Origin of the sequence: Micromonospora sp. MP36 (assembly GCF_008119785.1) — a bacterium.
Classification (GTDB): Bacteria; Actinomycetota; Actinomycetes; order Mycobacteriales; family Micromonosporaceae; genus Micromonospora.
In genome coordinates, this window is the sequence record NZ_VSFA01000002.1 from 325,211 (window position 1) to 339,784 (window position 14,574).

Sequence of the window (14,574 nt, forward strand, 5' to 3'; positions counted from 1 at the left end):
CGGATCATGGACACGACGGGTCAGCGGCGTGTCGCCGACGGTGCTGCCCACCGTACGGTCCGTCGTTGAGCGGTGAGGGTGGGCTGACCTTGGCGTTCCGGCTCACTCGCCCTAGGCCGAAGTTAGGCTGAGAACGGCCCGACCGCAGCGCGGAGAACGCCGAACTCACGTGCACCGAACGCTGGGCCCAGCACGCCCACCGCCAGCTCATCTTCTTCCACGAGGTCGACATCCGGCCCGAAGAGATGACGGATGAAGAAATGACGATCCGGATCCCTGAGTTCGCTGTTGAGCGATGGGTCAACTCACCGCCGCTGACCGCCGCTGCCCTGCACGGCAGGGTGGTCCTGATCGACGTCTGGGAGTACACCTGCATCAACTGGATCCGCACGTCGCCCTACGTCAAGGCATGGCACCGCGACTACGCCGATCGGGGCTTGGTCGTCATCGGTGTGCATGCGCCCGAGTTCGAGTTCGGCAAGCGCGCCGAGAACATCGACCGGGCGATCCGTGACCACGGGCTCACCTATCCGATCGCGCTCGACAACGATTTCACGTTCTGGCGGGCCCTCGGCAACATCGCCTGGCCGGCGAGGTATCTCTTCGACGCGGACGGACGATTCGTCGATCGGTGGATCGGAGAAGGTGACTACGACCGGGTGGAGTCGGAGATCCGCCGGCTTCTCGTGGCCGCCGCGCCCGGAACCGAGCTGCCGCCGGTCAGCCCCGAGGCGGCGGTGTTCGCCACGACCCGGCAGCCCTCCCACGCCGGCGTCACGCCGGAGACGTACGTCGGTGCCGACCGGTGCGAGCCGGGCACTTTCGACCTGATCGGCGACTGGCGCAGCAGCGGCGAGTACGTCGAACTGGCCAGCGGCACTGGCGAGATCGGGCTTCCCTTCAACGCCGGCGAGGTGAATCTCGTCGTGGACCCGGGACCGTCCGGAACAGCGGCGGTCAGGGTCCTGCTCGACGGCAAACCGATCGGTGACGAGCGCGGCGCCGACGTCGGCCCGGACGCGGTGGCGCACCTCGACCGGGCGGCGATGGTTCGGCTTGTCGCCGGCGCGTCCCGGGACGATCACCTGCTGACCCTCGTCACCAGCCAACCCGGCCTACGCGCGTTCGCCTTCACATTCGGCCCGTAAACCTTCTTCGCCGCCAAGGGCGTATCCCCATCCCTCCCCGTTGCCGTGAGCGTCTTTCCCGACGAGCTCTACCAGGCACCGAAGAGTTGGGCGGAGCAGGCGTATCCCAATCTCATCCACTACAACAAGCTCGACAAGGGCGGGCACTTCGCGGCCTGGGAACAGCCGCAACTCCTTTCCGAAGAGGTTCGCGCCGGCTTCCGGTCGCTCCGCTAGCTGACCAGTGTCCGAACGTCTGCAGACGCCCTACGGTGCTACGCGGCGCGACGGCGGGGACGCCGCCGTGTGTGCGAGGTAGGTGCCCAGACTGATCAGGAATCGAGAAGCCTGGGCTGCCGCGCCGCACCTAGCGTGATCGCCATGGACATCACCATTCACCCGACCTGCCGCCGACTGTCGGTCAGCGACGCCGAGGTCGCCCAGGAGCCGACCGAGCAGCCGTACGGCGTTAGCGACTGCGTCTTCGCCGGCAACATGATCCGGACGCAGGAGGTGCACTGAGATGGGCGCCATCGAGTCCGTCACCCTGGAGGTGCCCGACCCCGCGGCCGCCGACGCCTCCTACGCCGCGGCGTTCGGGCTGGGCGCTGTGCTGGGCGTCCGCGCCGCCGAGGCGCCGACGACAGGCTTCCGTGGGTTCGCGCTGTCGCTCGTGGTGTCCCAGCCGAGCACCGTCGACAGCCTCATCGGCACCGCCCTTGACGCCGGTGCCACCACCTTGAAGCCGGTCAAGAAGAGTTTCTGGGGCTACGCCGGCGTCGTGCAGGCCCCGGACGGGGCGATCTGGAAGGTAGCGACGTCCGCGAAGAAGGACACCGGCCCGGCCACCCGGCAGGTCGACGACGTCGTGCTGTTGCTCGGCGTCGCGGACGTCAAGGCGAGCAAGCAGTTCTACGTCGACCGCGGCCTGGCCGTGGCGAAGAGCTTCGGCAGCAAGTACGTCGAGTTCGAGGCCGCGGGGTCGCCCGTCAAGCTGGCGCTGTACAGCCGCCGCGCTGCCGCCAAGGACGTCGGCGTCTCCCCGGACGGCACCGGATCGCACCGGATCGCCATCGCCGGCGATGCCGGTCCCTTCACCGACCCGGACGGGTTCGCCTGGGAGGCCGCGTCGGTTCGCGCCGGTTGAGCTGAAGTCTCGGGCGGCGCGATCGGGTAGACAGGGGCCGTCGCCGCGACGGCGGCGGCCCCGGTGAGCAGGGGTGGCAGGAGCATGGCCACGATCCCGACGCGCCTGCCGAGCGCGTCCATCGGTGGTATCCCGCTTGGGGCCAGGCACGCCGACCCCGCAAGCTGTCTGTTGACCGGTCGGCATCGCGTCGGTACGTTCATGACGCTATCTGCGGCGTCGCGAGGGAAACCGGTGGGAATCCGGTGCGGTCGCGCCACTGTGAGCGGCCTTCGTCTCGATGATGGAGACGAGGCCGCGAGTCAGGACGCTCCTTCGTCGCAGTCCTTTCGTAGGGGACGCGTCATCCCCAGAGGAGGTCGACTCATCATGTCCAGTGCCACTCCGGCTCGCCCGCTGACTCAGCCCGCCGTCTCTCCCCGGATGGTGTGGGCGGTGCTGGCAGTCGTCGCCGTCCTGCTGCTCCTGGCGTACCTCGTGGCGTTCGACCAGGGCGCGGTTTCTCGCAGTGGCATGTACCTGCACGAACTGATGCACGACGGCCGGCACCTGCTCGGCGTCCCGTGCCACTGAGTGCCGCCGGGATGCCTACCTTCACCTCCGTGCTGCTGCGTGGTCTCCTGGCCGGGTTGATTGCTGGCCTGCTCGCCGGAGCCTTCGCCCATGTCACCGGTGGACCCCGCGTCGAGGCGGCGATCGCCATTGAGGAACAGGCTGTGCACGCCGATCCGGCGACCGGCGACGATCACCACGCCGAAGAGTTGGTCAGCCGCGAAGGCCAACGGGCTGGGCTCTTCCTCGCCACCGGGTTGTTCGGCGTCGCCATGGGCGGCCTGCTGTCGATCGCGTACGCACTGCTGCGGCGTCGGCTGCGGATCCGCCACGACGCCCATGCCGCTCTCGCTCTGGCCGGTGCGGCGCTGCTCGGTGCGGTGATCGTGCCGTTCGGCAAGTATCCGGCCAATCCGCCTGCGGTTGGCAACCCCGACACGATCAACCAGCGCACCGGCAGCTACCTGGCAATGGTGATCCTCGGCCTGGTGGCGGTGTGGGCCGGCGCCCTCGCCTACCGGTCCATGCGCGCCGGGGCACCACAGTGGTCACGCTGTGCCGCCGCCGTCGCCGGCTTCTTGGCCACCGTGGCCGTCGGCTACCGGGCGCTGCCGTCCTTCAACGAGGTGCCCGCGAACTTCCCGGCGGGCCTGCTGTGGGACTTCCGGCTCGCCTCGCTGGGCACCCAGCTGGTGCTGTGGGCCGGCGTCGGGCTTGCCTTCGCCGCGTTGCTGCAGCGTGGACAGGCGAAGGCTGCAGGTAGCGAGCCCTCACCAGAGGCGACCGTTCCTGCCAGAGCGTGACCACGACCGGGATTCAGCTGGTCGCCCACGCACCCACCCGTGCCCTACGACTGGCGACCTTCGGTAGCGGAAACGTGGACCTGGACGAGGGCGGCCGCCGTGCCGCTCTCGCCCTGGCCAACCAGGCCCCCGCGCGCTGGGGCGAGCACTGGTGCGTGAGCAGCCCCGCCGAAGCGGCTGTCCAGACCGCGATGGCCTGGGGACTACGACCTACGATCGAAGCCGCGATCGCCGATTGCGACTACGGAGACTGGACCGGCCACACCCTCGACGAGGTCGCCGCGACAAACCCCGACGGTGTGCAGCGATGGCTCATCGACCCGGACGCCGCACCACACGGCGGAGAGACCCTCACCACGCTCATCGACCGCGTCGGCCACTGGCTTCACGCACAGACAACACGGTGCGAGCGAATCACCGCGATCACCCACGCGGCAGTGATCCGAGCCGCCCTGGTCAACGCCCTGCGAGCACCGTCGACAGCCTTCTGGCAACTCGACGTCGCGCCGCTGTCGGTCCTGCACCTACGGGCAGGCCCCCGGGGATGGAAAGTTCACCTGGCGACGGCAGGACCAACGGCTGCCGTCAGACATGGAACTTAGGCGGCCTGCGGCAACCTGCCTGCTGCGTCGGCCTCACGGAGATCGGCGAACGCTGGGCACTGATCGACTTGATGTGCCGATAGCCGGCGTGACGGGTAGGCAGGCGGCAGCGCCCGGCGCTCGGTCGGTGCCCGGCCTACGGGTGTACGGGCCGGTTCGAGGCAACAGCGGCCCGGTCTGGGCCGCTGACCTGAGTACGAGTGGGCCGCCAGGGACTCGAACCCTGAACCTATGGATTGCCGGCGAGCCGGCCGGATCGGGTGCCGTCCGAGGTCATCCGGCCTGCTGAGGCTGGTCTCGGTCGGGTTCGGCTGGCACGGTTGCTGTGCATCGCTGCTGTACTGCTGGCGTCGGCCCTGGTCCAGCCGAGAAAGCGTCGGTGCAGCACGCCGGCCGGCGTCCACGGCATGTCCTCGGTGGCTTGGACGAGGTAGGAGCCGAGGTAGAGGGCCAGCGACACCGGAGCATCGGCGTACTCCGCCCGTAGCTCCCGCTTACGGGTCGGGCAGGGCCAGGGTAGGTCGCAGCCTCCGCAGTTCCAGATCGGCATGATCGGGCCGTGGGTGGTCACCGCACACCCTCCAGGAAGCGAGCGGTGATCGTCCGGGCCTGCCGGCTGGTTGCCCAGTCCACCTGCCAGCACGGGTACGGCGTCAGCCGTGACCACCAGGCGCGGCAGCCGACGCACATGCCGTCGAGCCCGGGAACGTGTGCGGCCAGGATCGCGTGCTCCTGGTCGTCTTTCACTGGGCCTCCTCTCCTGGCCAGTGGCCGCGATTGATCGGAATTCGGTGCCGGGCGCGACACGGCAGCTCGGCACCGCAGCGGCAGATCCGCCGCCACTTCCGCCAGGACCAGACCGGCCGGTGCCGCCGTGCGAGGGTGAGCGCTACCGCCAGGACGTACTCGTCGTAGGACACGCGCCCTTTGTTCTCCGACCCCTGCCGCCAATGGCCCGCATCCCGGGCAGCGCAGCCGGCACCTGTGGTCGAAGCACTCGCATCGTTAGGTCTGGTCACCGCGCCTCCCGCCGACGCCTGGGGTCCGTGGGCACCCCATCAGCCGTGTCCGGAGACGGGGCGCCCACGGCAGGACACCCGACCGCCAAGCTGGGTAGCCCCACGAGCAACTTAGGACGCAATGTGCGCAGGGTCAACAGCTACAACACATAGCGTTGTAAGTCGAGCCCGCGATGTGGTCTGCTTGCACCAGCCGCCAAGCTGGGAGCACCACCTATGTCTGAAGCTGCCTACCTGCAGGTCGCCCGAGATATCCGCGAGCAGATCAGCTCCGGACAGTTAAAGCCGGGCGACAAGTTGCCCTCGTTCGCTGCCCTTTGCGAGCACTATGAGGTCAGCAACACCGTCATCCGAGCTGCCATGCTCCTGCTCAAAGCTGAGGGCCTGATCGACGGCCGGCAAGGCAAGGGCGTGTACGTCACCAACCCCCTGCCCAGGTAGGCCCTGGGTAATACGCCGAGTCCGGACGCCTCGTTTTACAAGCTCTGTGCGGGCCGTCCAGGCGCATCCGTCCTCGTGCATGACCTCGGCCCGTCGTCCGTCGCCGGCCGTGGCCGGCCTCCGGTGGTTGGACCCGTTGCTGTCGACAGCCACCGGCGGCAACCGGCTGTCGTCATCGCGTAGGCGGCGGGGCAACCGCCCTGCAGGCAGCGATTGGAGCATCGGGCTCCTGGTGCTCGATCTCGTACCGGCACTCGCTACATGGCTCCGGCGGCTCGTGTTCGCGCCAGTCATGCCCGCATTCGGGGCAGTCGCCGTACCAGCGCGGTCTCCGTCGTACCTTCATACCTCGCATTGTCGACTGGCGTTCAGCGTCGAGGTTGACCCCCGTCGGGGGGAGCCGGGCAGTGCGCAGCAACGGCTGAGTTTGCGTGTAAGGGACTCTCGATATAGGGCACTCCATGCGGGGTCTGGTGACGCCTGGCCGCAGCCGTTGCCGCTGCTTTCGCTGCCTTCTCGCTGCCTCCGTCGACCTGTGGGCTGCCTCGGCGGTCGAGCGACTGCTCGCGGGGTGCGGGGACGTGCCCACGGGCGATCACCCTGGGCGGCAATGCGCCGGTGAGACAGCGGATCTGTTCGCCATCGGGGTGCCAAAGGCAGACGTAAGCAGGAACTGGTCCGCCCGGCGCCGTCCGTGAGCCAAATCGGCCGCTACGGGTAGATTGACGCCGATGAGCGGTCTATTGCGTCAGGAGTTGCGCGGGTTGGCCCGCAGTCGGGCGCTGTGGCTCCTGCCGCCCCTGGTCGCGCTCGCCGGCCTGAGCGGTCTTTCGTTCAACGATGGCGCCTACATGTTCTACGTCTACGACGACCCGCAGACTTTCGAGGAACAGCTTGATGCGTACCACTTCGACGTCAGGGCGATCCACACCTCGGGCCTCGGCTGGGCTCAACTAGCCGCGCTGGCGGCCGGGGCGTTCCTGGTACTGCGTGATCCACGACTGCCCGGCGGCCCGGCCCGGCCCTCCCTGCCGGCCCTGGCATCGTCGCCGGCCCGGCTCCCCCCGCCGCCCTCTCCCGTCCGGTACCTAGTGGCGAAGGCGGGCGTGGCCGCGTTGTTCGGTGTGCTCCTCGCCGTGGCCGACCTCGCCGCAGTGCTGCCGTTGGCACCCAGAGTGGTCGCTGGCCACTGGGTTCGGCGCGAAATGGTCTCGAAGGACATCTTCCTGCCGGTACAGATCTTGGCCGACGAGTCGGTGTGGCCGGTGGTGCTTCGCGCGGCGGCCGGTGTCCCGCTGTTCGCGATCGTCGGGATCGGCCTAGCCGCGCTACTCAACCGCTGGTGGGCGGTTACGGTGGCTGTCGTCGTCCCAATCTGCGGGTCGCTGTACCTGACCGCTGACCCGTTCTTCGGTGCCCTGACTGCTCCAAGCCGGCCGGCCCTCGCCGCGACCATGATTCCGAGCCTGGGCGCGGCCGCGATCGTCTTCCTGCTCGGCTACAGCGCGACCCGGTGGCGACTGGCCCGGGCGCCCGCAGTCCGGCCGATCGGCACGGAAGCTTGAGGCTTCGGCCGCATACGGGCCGGTACGGCCCGACGCGTGGCCACGGACTACTCGCTTACAAGTTCTGGGCGCTTCGTCCGGCGGGGTCCGTCCTCATCCGCGACCTCGGGCGACTGTCCGCGCCCGGCCGTCGGCGGCTGTCCTCATCCCGGCCGGTTGCTGTCACCGTTGCTGTCGACAGCTGCCCGACTCACGCGCAAGCACTTCTCGACCAACCCCGGGCACCAACCGAGCCATATCTCTAGCAGTCGACGAGACGGGACCTGTCATGATCGGCCGGTGGTACTCCGACCACTGCTGATGACTCGCATCGCCAACACCGCACCCGGCATCGTGGTCGCCTTGTTGGCTTGGCCGCTCGCCGAGGACCTGTCCGGCTATGCAGCGCTCGCCTCCTTGACCCCGTTAGTAGCTGGGCTCATCCTGTCCGTCCGCGGTTACCGCATGTCCGTGTCGATTGGGCGAGAAGGCATCACAGTCCGAGGGCTCTTGTGGTCCCGCTCGATCCCGCGCAGCGACGTTGAAGGCTTGACCTCGTATCCCGCGTTGAAGTGGCGATCCCCTTCGGGCCGCCACTTCTACACACCGTTGACCGCGTTCATGGATGTCCCCGGACTCCTACCCACGATACGGGCACACAACGAAGCTTGCCTCAATCGACTGTCGCGGGCCCTGCAACGTCGGCGATAGGCACCAGCGGAAGGACGCTGACCACTTCGGTGTGAACACGGGTGGGGCCCACCGTTGGGTGCTGTCGCGCACCGTTCTGTGGTGCCGGCCATGGCTGTTTCGCCATCCCGTGTCGTCCGCCGCTGGCCGTTGCTGCTGCTTTCGCTGCCTCCTGGCTGCCTCACTCACCCGTCTGACCCGGGCTCACCTGTGGGAGGCACTTCTCCTGCGCTGCCACTTATGATTGCCCGATGTCGCTCGCAGTGCGCTGGACTCGGCTGCTGATGGTGGTATCGGCAGCCGGCTTTATAGGCGCGGCCTTCGCAATCCGCGCCGCGATGGACGGGCCTATCGAACAGTACTCAGGCGCCGCCTTGTCCGCGGCCATCGTCTACACGATAGTGATCTTCATATGGCCGCTGATCTCCCCACTTCCCGCCGGCAGCGCCGCGATCGCATACTGCTGGTTCATCGAGTTTGCACAGCTCACCCCCATACCCGCGGCACTCTCCCAACGCAGCTGGCTCGCCCGCCAGCTGCTAGGCGCCCAGTTCGACCTCATTGATGTTGCCTGGTACCCCGTCGGCGTCATCCCATTGGTCGCCGCGCATTGGTTCCTCGCTGCCCGCACACGTTCCCAACCAAACCCGACACCCGCTGAGCCTTAGCCCCCTCCCGCGCTGGCGTGGACTTGAACCCCTAAGCCGCGAGGCGACGGCAGAACCGTCGAAACTGGACTCATCGAGCCGCTGGCCAGCGCTGCGATCCTCAGTATCTCTCGACGTTTCGCATGCGTTTTTGCTGTCGGCTGTGCCGGATCTGTGCCCGATGATCTTTGGAGGTCCGCCTAGTTCCGATGGCTGGCCGTCGGATTGCGGGCAAGCTGTGGGCGACGCTGGCCTGACTCGTCGCGGCTGCCTCCGTATGACGCCCTCAACTTGTAGCGCCAGGGGCACAGCCGTGCACAGAGCGAGTGATGGGCGCTGCACGGGCGCCGGATCGGTTACCTCACGGCTGTAACGGGGCTGGTCACAGCGCTGGGGACACTCATCGCCGCGATCACCGCTCTCACAGCACTGTTCATCGCCTGACTACGCTGGGGGCAGGTTGGCCACGCTTCCCTGCCCCCGGACTGCTCGTCGGCAACGAGGGACCCCAATCGGCGGCCTTCCACGTCGCGCGGTCGATGCCTGGGCATCGATGAGATGCCCTAGCATCTAGGGACTGCAAGACGAACTGCCCAGGAGATGCGGAGCTTCTGTGGACTCAAGATCAACGGCTGATCGCTCCTCGGAACTCGACGGTCTCCAAAAAGATGAGCTTCCCTCGTATTCTTTCTCCGGCCACCGCATCCCGTCCAAAGAGCCGGACCGTCGAGTCAACATCGAAATATGGGTGCCTGGCGGTATGACCGAGCAGGCCATGCACCGATATGCGGCATGTGTCAATGAATTCAGTATGGCGCTGTCACGAGAAACCTCTCGACTTGAAGAGGCCGAACGTGCAGACGTCGTGGATGCTCCCGAGATCACCGCCACGATGGTGGTTAAAGCGAACGACGAAGTTCGCAACCCCCGCCGGGATCCCGATCCGCCGATACCACCTTGGGCTATGGTGGCTCAGTTGGCGGCGTTTACGGCGGCGATGTTCGCAGGCGTCTTCGGCAGCTACCTGAATTCACGCTGGCAGTGGTGGTCGTTTATCGGCTGCGCGGTTATCGGCGTGTTGGCTCAGGGGTATGCCATCGCGGCTTTGAGGAGGCGTCGGTGAAAAGAGAGGAACTGACGACTGACGAGGTCGCAATCCGTGATTTCACGGAGGAGGCCGCTGGCGTTCTCGCCGGACATATCGACTCTATCAATAGGCGGGTGCTTCAGGAGATTGCGCGAGCCCGTCAGCAAAACGGCGTGGTGGGCAGAGTTCGTGCCGATGAGGTTTCCGAGGCGATCCAACGGATCTCTATGACTGACGCTCGAACGCATTACCTCGGTGTCCTGCGGCGGGCGAATAGCATCGCGCCTCGCTTGCTGATGGCGGTTTTGCCCATTGCCATCGCCGCAACCGCGGCCTTTTCCTTACTGGACAGCACGAAGGATGAAGCTTGGTACTCGGCACCACTGGTAGCCGTGTCGGGCGTCAGTGTTGCACTTCTTACTCAGTTCGTGATTCATTGGCTTGATCGACGAGCAGCGACCGTAGTGCTAGATGCCCAACTGTTCCTTCGAGGGATGTCGCGCCTAGAAACGGATGCGAGAAACTATGTGGCGCGCGAAGTGGATTTCGACACCGCCCAAGGCCCTCTCGGTGCAATCTTCGCGGTGCTTGCATCGGATGGGATCTGGTCCACTGACGACATCAACAACTTCCGCCTGCTGCTTCGGCTCCGAAATGCACTGGTCCACGAACAAAAGCTGGAACTTTCCGGCGACGAGCTTACCGCCGCGATGGAGCAGATTGAGCAAATGCGGGATCGCATCCCCAGCTGGCCTCGTCTTTTGCCACCCAAACAGCGCGCCGATAGCCTGCCCAACGACCACTCAGATCGCTAAAGCGCCATCCCGTCTGCCGTCGACCCGCCCTCCTGGGGAGCGGGCCGCCGCCCGGCCCGCCACGTCAAGCGGACCTTGACGCAGGTTCGGGCGCTGGCGGGTCGGGCGGTGGTCTGCTCGGCTCGCCCGGGTCGATGGCAGGCGGGATGGCCTACCGCAACCACCCACGGACCGTGACCCGCCGACGGTGCCCCGGCCATCCTGGAGCCGGAGCGCCCCCGCCGGAGGCGCCCTAACCGCAACCCGGCGACCGCCGCCAGCTCGCCGACGCGGCCGGCGTCCGCTCCCTCACGCCGCGCGGGCTTGTGGCCGCGCGGCCCGGCCGGCTGCCGGCACACCATCCACCGGTCAACGCTCCTGTCGTTCTGCGGCGGCCCTCCGGGCTTCCCCGCTGTCCGCGCCAGCCGCCGGGCGTCAGGCGTGACGGCCGCAGAGCGACAGCGGCAGCGGCCGGCGCGCGCCCAGGCGGCGGCGCGTGCGGCCCGTCAAGGGCCGCCTTGATAGACGTACAGAAAGTCCTCCCACACCGGCCGGCAGCCGGCCCTTCCGCCCCGGCCTGAGAGGTCACGGCGGGTTGACGTGTCGGCACCCGGTGCTACTCTGGCGCTCGTCGAGGACGCCAGCGCGGCCTTCCTGCCGGATCGCTGGACTCGACGTCGGAGATGCCGAGCGGCCTTCTTGCCGCTGACGCGGGCCACGTCCCGCCGGCTCTCGATCGCACCGGCCGCTGTGCCGGTTCCCCGAATCCGCTGAGTGGCCCAGCATGGCCTTTCCTGCCGTCCACGGTGGCCCGGATTCGCTCACCTCCACGGGTGGGGACGGCCTGCGGCAACCCGCCGGATGCCGATATTCCAGGCTCCCCACCCGTGCCGGCCCCAATTGCCAAGTCCACGCACGTGAAAGGACATGACCCATCGGCGGGAAGTGGCACGACCACGAACCCGCCCTCCGGCGTCAGCCGCCCTCTCGGCGGTGCCAGGAGACACGACGAACACCACCAGCGGACAGACGTCCACGGCTGGTGGTGCTTCGTCTCCCGTCCCTGCCACCCCCTGATGAGGAGACAGCCGTGTCCACCACCCCGCTCACCATCTACCGCCCTGGTCTCGCCGTCGGCCGGGACGCCCAGGTCCTGCACCGCGCCGCATCGCCGGAGTTTTCCGGCTGGCTGGAGCACACCCGCCCCGCCGGCGGCTGTGCTCGCCCGATCCGCCTCACCGGCACCATCGCCGCCGTCGACCGGAACACCGGCCGCATCACCGGCCAGCTGCACACCGACGAGCTGCCCGACCGGACGCTCTACAAGGCGTGCGGCAACCGCCGCGAATCGGTGTGCCCGGACTGCGCCTGGGTCTACCGGGGCGACGCCTACCAAGTCGTCGTTCGCGGTCTGACCGGCGGCAAGGGCGTGCCCGCATCGGTCGGCCGGCACCCGGTCGTCTTCGCCACCTTCACTGCCCCGTCCTTCGGCCCGGTCCACCACCGCCACGTCGCACGCCACACCTGCCGCAACCGGCAGCGCTGCGACTGCCGCCCGTCCCCTTGCCGCGCCCGCAGCAGCGCCGGCACCTGCCCACACGGGCAGCCCGCGGCGTGCTTTGCTCGACACGAGGCCGACGATCCGCGGCTCGGACGGCCGTTGTGCCTGGACTGCTACGACCACGACCACCAGGTCGTCTGGAACTACTTCTCCGGCGAGTTGTGGCGGCGCACCAAGCAGGCCGCCGACCGCTACCTCGCCGCGCTCTGCCGCAAGCGCGGCATCCCCTTCGTCCGGGTCGTCTCGGCCTCCGGCAAGGTGCGCTGGGTGCCGCCCGTTCGGGTGTCGCACGGCAAGGTCGCCGAGATGCAGCGCCGGGCAGCCGTGCACTTCCACGTCCTGCTACGCCTCGACGGAATCGACCCCGACGATCCGGACGCCCTCGTGCCGCCACCGGCCGGCATCACCATTGACGACCTGGAGGCCGCCATCCACGCCGCCGCCGGCCAGATCACCGTCAACACGCCACCGCACCCCGACCAGCCCGAAGGGTGGCTGATCGCCTGGGGCGAGCAGGTCGACGTCAGACGCATCAACACCACGAGCGGCGAGCTGACCAACGGCAAGGTAGCCGCCTACCTCGCCAAGTACGCCACCAAGGCCACCGAAGCCACGGGCCACTCTTTCGCCCGGCTCACCCCGGCCACGATCGACGACTACGCCGACCCCGAAGGCGACCACCTCGCCCGCCTCCTCGACGCCTGCTGGCACCTCGGACGCCCCACCCCCACCGACACCAGCAGCGGCGCCGCAACCGCCGATGACCGTCAAGACAGCCTTGACAGCAAACCGCGCCCCTACGCCGGGCTGCGCCGCTGGGCGCACATGCTCGGCTTCGGCGGTCACTTCCTCACCAAAGCCCGCCGCTACTCCGTCACCTTCGCCCTGCTCCGCGACACCCGCGCCACCTACCGCCGCACCGAAGACGACGAACCGACCGACACCTTGACTGTTGGCACCCTCACCTACCGCGGGTCCGGCTGGCTCACCGAAGGTGACGCCTTGCTCGCCAACACCGCCGCCCAACAGCGACGCGAGAGCAGACGCATCGGCCGGGAAGAACTCGCCCACGAAGCCGGGCTCACCGGAGCCGCCGCATGACCCACGACCTCCGCCCCCGCTGGTACTCGCCGGCAGAAGTCACCGTGCTGCTCGGCTTCGGGATCTCCAAGGTCAAGATGAAGATCGCCACCGGCGAGCTGCGCTCCATCAAGGACGGCAAGTACCGCCGCATCCTTCCCGAATGGGTCGACGACTACATCCGCGAGCAGGTCGAACGCCAGGAGGCCGCCTGATGCCCGCACGCGCACGAGCCAACGGCGAAGGATCGATCTTCCCGTACCGGAACGGCTTCGCCGCGTACGTGTGGGTGGAGAAGCCGGACGGCAGGCGGGGACGGAAGTGGGTCTACGGCAAGACCCGGGAAGAGGTCCACGACAAGTGGATCAAGCTGCACGGGCAGGCCAAGGCCGGCCCGGTGGCGACGCGCTCCCCGACAGTGGGGGAGTACGCCGGCTACTGGCTGCGCGAGATCGTCAAGCCGAACCTCGCTCCGGGCAGCTACGTCACCTACGAGGTGGTGGTCCGGCTCTACCTCGTGCCGGGGCTGGGCCGCAAACGCCTCGACAAGCTCCGGGTCAGCGACGTCCAGACGTGGATCAACGAGGTGGGGCGGACCTGTCAGTGCTGCGCCCAAGGCAAGGACGAGCGGCGCAAGCCCGCCCAGCGTCGCTGCTGTGCCCTCGGCCGCTGCTGCCAGGATCTGCCCTCGGCGACCAGTGTCACGCATCTGCGGACCGTGCTCCGGACGCTGCTCTCCCAGGCGATCACCGAAGGGCTGATCACCCGCAACGTCGCGTCCCTGGTGAAGCTGCCACCGGTGCGGAAGCGCAAGCGGAAGGCGTGGACGAGCGACGAGGCGCGGCGCTTCCTGGAGTCGGCCCGTGCCGACGACGACCCGCTCTATGCCGCGTACGTCCTGGTCCTGGTGCTCGGTTTGCGCAAGGGCGAGATGTTGGGGCTCACCTGGGCCGACGTGGACCTCAACGCGGGGGAGCTGACCATTGATCGGCAGCTCCAGCGGGTCGGTGCCGAACTGTTGCACCGGGAGACGAAGACGGCCGCCTCGGACGCCACCCTGCCGCTGCCGGACATCTGCACCGTGGCGCTCGACCGCCGCCGTACCGCGCAGACCGCCGCCCGGGACACCGCCGGCCCGGCCTGGCAGCCCTCGGACCTGATCTTCACCACCCGCTACGGCCGGCCGGTCGAGCCGCGCAACTTCAACCGCTTCTGGGACAGGCGTTGCAACACAGCCGGAGTCCGGCGTATCACCGTGCGGGACGCCCGGCGGACCTGCGCGTCGCTCCTGGCTGACCTGGACGTGCATCCCCGGGTTGCGATGCAGATCCTTCGGCATGCTCAGTTCGCCATCACGATGGAGATCTACACGGTGGTGTCGTCGGCGGCCACCCGCGACGCGCTCAAGCGGCTCGGCAGCGCGCTCGACCGTTGACGGGCCTACTGCTGTACTTCGCTGCTGTACCGGCCCCGATCAAGG

General features: G+C 68.1%; 16 protein-coding genes, 1 pseudogene and 1 riboswitch. Of the genes and pseudogenes, 15 read left to right on the forward strand and 2 right to left on the reverse strand.

Features of this window, described 5'->3' with window-relative positions; translation table 11 throughout:
• Positions 1-260: 260 nt before the first annotated feature.
• The 7 genes and pseudogenes from FXF52_RS04710 (at position 261) to FXF52_RS04740 (ending at position 4,231) form a co-directional block, all read left to right on the forward strand.
• Complete coding sequence (locus FXF52_RS04710) at positions 261-1,148, forward strand: redoxin domain-containing protein (RefSeq protein ID WP_255471731.1); 888 nt, start codon at positions 261-263, stop codon at positions 1,146-1,148.
• 45 nt (positions 1,149-1,193) lie between these two features.
• The gene (locus FXF52_RS04715) at positions 1,194-1,364 is read left to right on the forward strand and encodes a hypothetical protein (protein ID WP_255471732.1); all 171 of its coding nucleotides are present in this window, start codon (positions 1,194-1,196) and stop codon (positions 1,362-1,364) included.
• Positions 1,365-1,547: 183 nt separating this feature from the next.
• Positions 1,548-1,649, forward strand: a pseudogene (locus tag FXF52_RS04720) (VOC family protein); the annotation flags it as partial.
• Position 1,650: 1 nt separating this feature from the next.
• Positions 1,651-2,274 carry a glyoxalase gene (locus tag FXF52_RS04725; RefSeq protein WP_148793989.1) on the forward strand — a complete coding sequence of 208 codons (624 nt, stop codon included), beginning with the start codon at positions 1,651-1,653 and terminating at the stop codon, positions 2,272-2,274.
• A gap of 184 nt (positions 2,275-2,458) precedes the next feature.
• Positions 2,459-2,610: riboswitch (cobalamin riboswitch) on the forward strand.
• Positions 2,611-2,643: 33 nt separating this feature from the next.
• Positions 2,644-2,847, forward strand: a complete 204-nt coding sequence (locus tag FXF52_RS04730; protein WP_187413323.1) for a CbtB-domain containing protein — start codon at positions 2,644-2,646, stop codon at positions 2,845-2,847.
• A gap of 29 nt (positions 2,848-2,876) precedes the next feature.
• Positions 2,877-3,629 carry a CbtA family protein gene (locus FXF52_RS04735; protein ID WP_255471733.1) on the forward strand — a complete coding sequence of 251 codons (753 nt, stop codon included), beginning with the start codon at positions 2,877-2,879 and terminating at the stop codon, positions 3,627-3,629.
• Positions 3,626-4,231 (forward strand): histidine phosphatase family protein, encoded by a 606-nt coding sequence (locus FXF52_RS04740; protein ID WP_148793991.1) that lies wholly within the window; start codon positions 3,626-3,628, stop codon positions 4,229-4,231. The genes FXF52_RS04735 and FXF52_RS04740 overlap by 4 nt, the downstream gene beginning before the upstream one ends.
• Before the next feature lie 229 nt (positions 4,232-4,460).
• Here the strand turns inward: FXF52_RS04740 and FXF52_RS04745 are convergent, their stop codons facing one another.
• Together FXF52_RS04745 and FXF52_RS43980 are read right to left on the reverse strand one after the other, a co-directional pair.
• Positions 4,461-4,802: a hypothetical protein gene (locus FXF52_RS04745; RefSeq protein ID WP_255471734.1), complete on the reverse strand. Its 342-nt coding sequence runs from the start codon at positions 4,800-4,802 to the stop codon at positions 4,461-4,463.
• The gene (locus FXF52_RS43980) at positions 4,799-5,206 is read right to left on the reverse strand and encodes a hypothetical protein (RefSeq protein WP_370517877.1); all 408 of its coding nucleotides are present in this window, start codon (positions 5,204-5,206) and stop codon (positions 4,799-4,801) included. Before FXF52_RS43980 ends, FXF52_RS04745 begins: the two co-directional genes overlap by 4 nt.
• A 260-nt stretch (positions 5,207-5,466) precedes the next feature.
• Between FXF52_RS43980 and FXF52_RS04755 the strand changes: the two genes are divergently transcribed.
• From FXF52_RS04755 to FXF52_RS04790, 8 genes are all read left to right on the forward strand, one after another.
• Complete coding sequence (locus FXF52_RS04755; RefSeq protein ID WP_073834199.1) at positions 5,467-5,691, forward strand: winged helix-turn-helix domain-containing protein; 225 nt, start codon at positions 5,467-5,469, stop codon at positions 5,689-5,691.
• Positions 5,692-6,422: 731 nt separating this feature from the next.
• Complete coding sequence (locus FXF52_RS04760) at positions 6,423-7,256, forward strand: hypothetical protein (RefSeq protein WP_148793993.1); 834 nt, start codon at positions 6,423-6,425, stop codon at positions 7,254-7,256.
• A gap of 920 nt (positions 7,257-8,176) precedes the next feature.
• The gene (locus tag FXF52_RS04765) at positions 8,177-8,593 is read left to right on the forward strand and encodes a DUF2809 domain-containing protein (protein WP_148793994.1); all 417 of its coding nucleotides are present in this window, start codon (positions 8,177-8,179) and stop codon (positions 8,591-8,593) included.
• A gap of 592 nt (positions 8,594-9,185) precedes the next feature.
• Positions 9,186-9,695 carry a hypothetical protein gene (locus FXF52_RS04770; RefSeq protein ID WP_148793995.1) on the forward strand — a complete coding sequence of 170 codons (510 nt, stop codon included), beginning with the start codon at positions 9,186-9,188 and terminating at the stop codon, positions 9,693-9,695.
• Entirely contained in the window at positions 9,692-10,474 is a 783-nt protein-coding gene (locus FXF52_RS04775) for a hypothetical protein (RefSeq protein ID WP_148793996.1), read from the forward strand. The genes FXF52_RS04770 and FXF52_RS04775 overlap by 4 nt, the downstream gene beginning before the upstream one ends.
• Before the next feature lie 1,069 nt (positions 10,475-11,543).
• Positions 11,544-13,115: a replication initiator gene (locus tag FXF52_RS04780; protein WP_148793997.1), complete on the forward strand. Its 1,572-nt coding sequence runs from the start codon at positions 11,544-11,546 to the stop codon at positions 13,113-13,115.
• On the forward strand, positions 13,112-13,309 hold the full coding sequence (locus FXF52_RS04785; protein ID WP_148793998.1) for a DNA-binding protein: 198 nt from the start codon (positions 13,112-13,114) through the stop codon (positions 13,307-13,309). The genes FXF52_RS04780 and FXF52_RS04785 overlap by 4 nt, the downstream gene beginning before the upstream one ends.
• The gene (locus FXF52_RS04790) at positions 13,309-14,529 is read left to right on the forward strand and encodes a tyrosine-type recombinase/integrase (RefSeq protein ID WP_148793999.1); all 1,221 of its coding nucleotides are present in this window, start codon (positions 13,309-13,311) and stop codon (positions 14,527-14,529) included. Before FXF52_RS04785 ends, FXF52_RS04790 begins: the two co-directional genes overlap by 1 nt.
• Positions 14,530-14,574 lie beyond the last annotated feature (45 nt).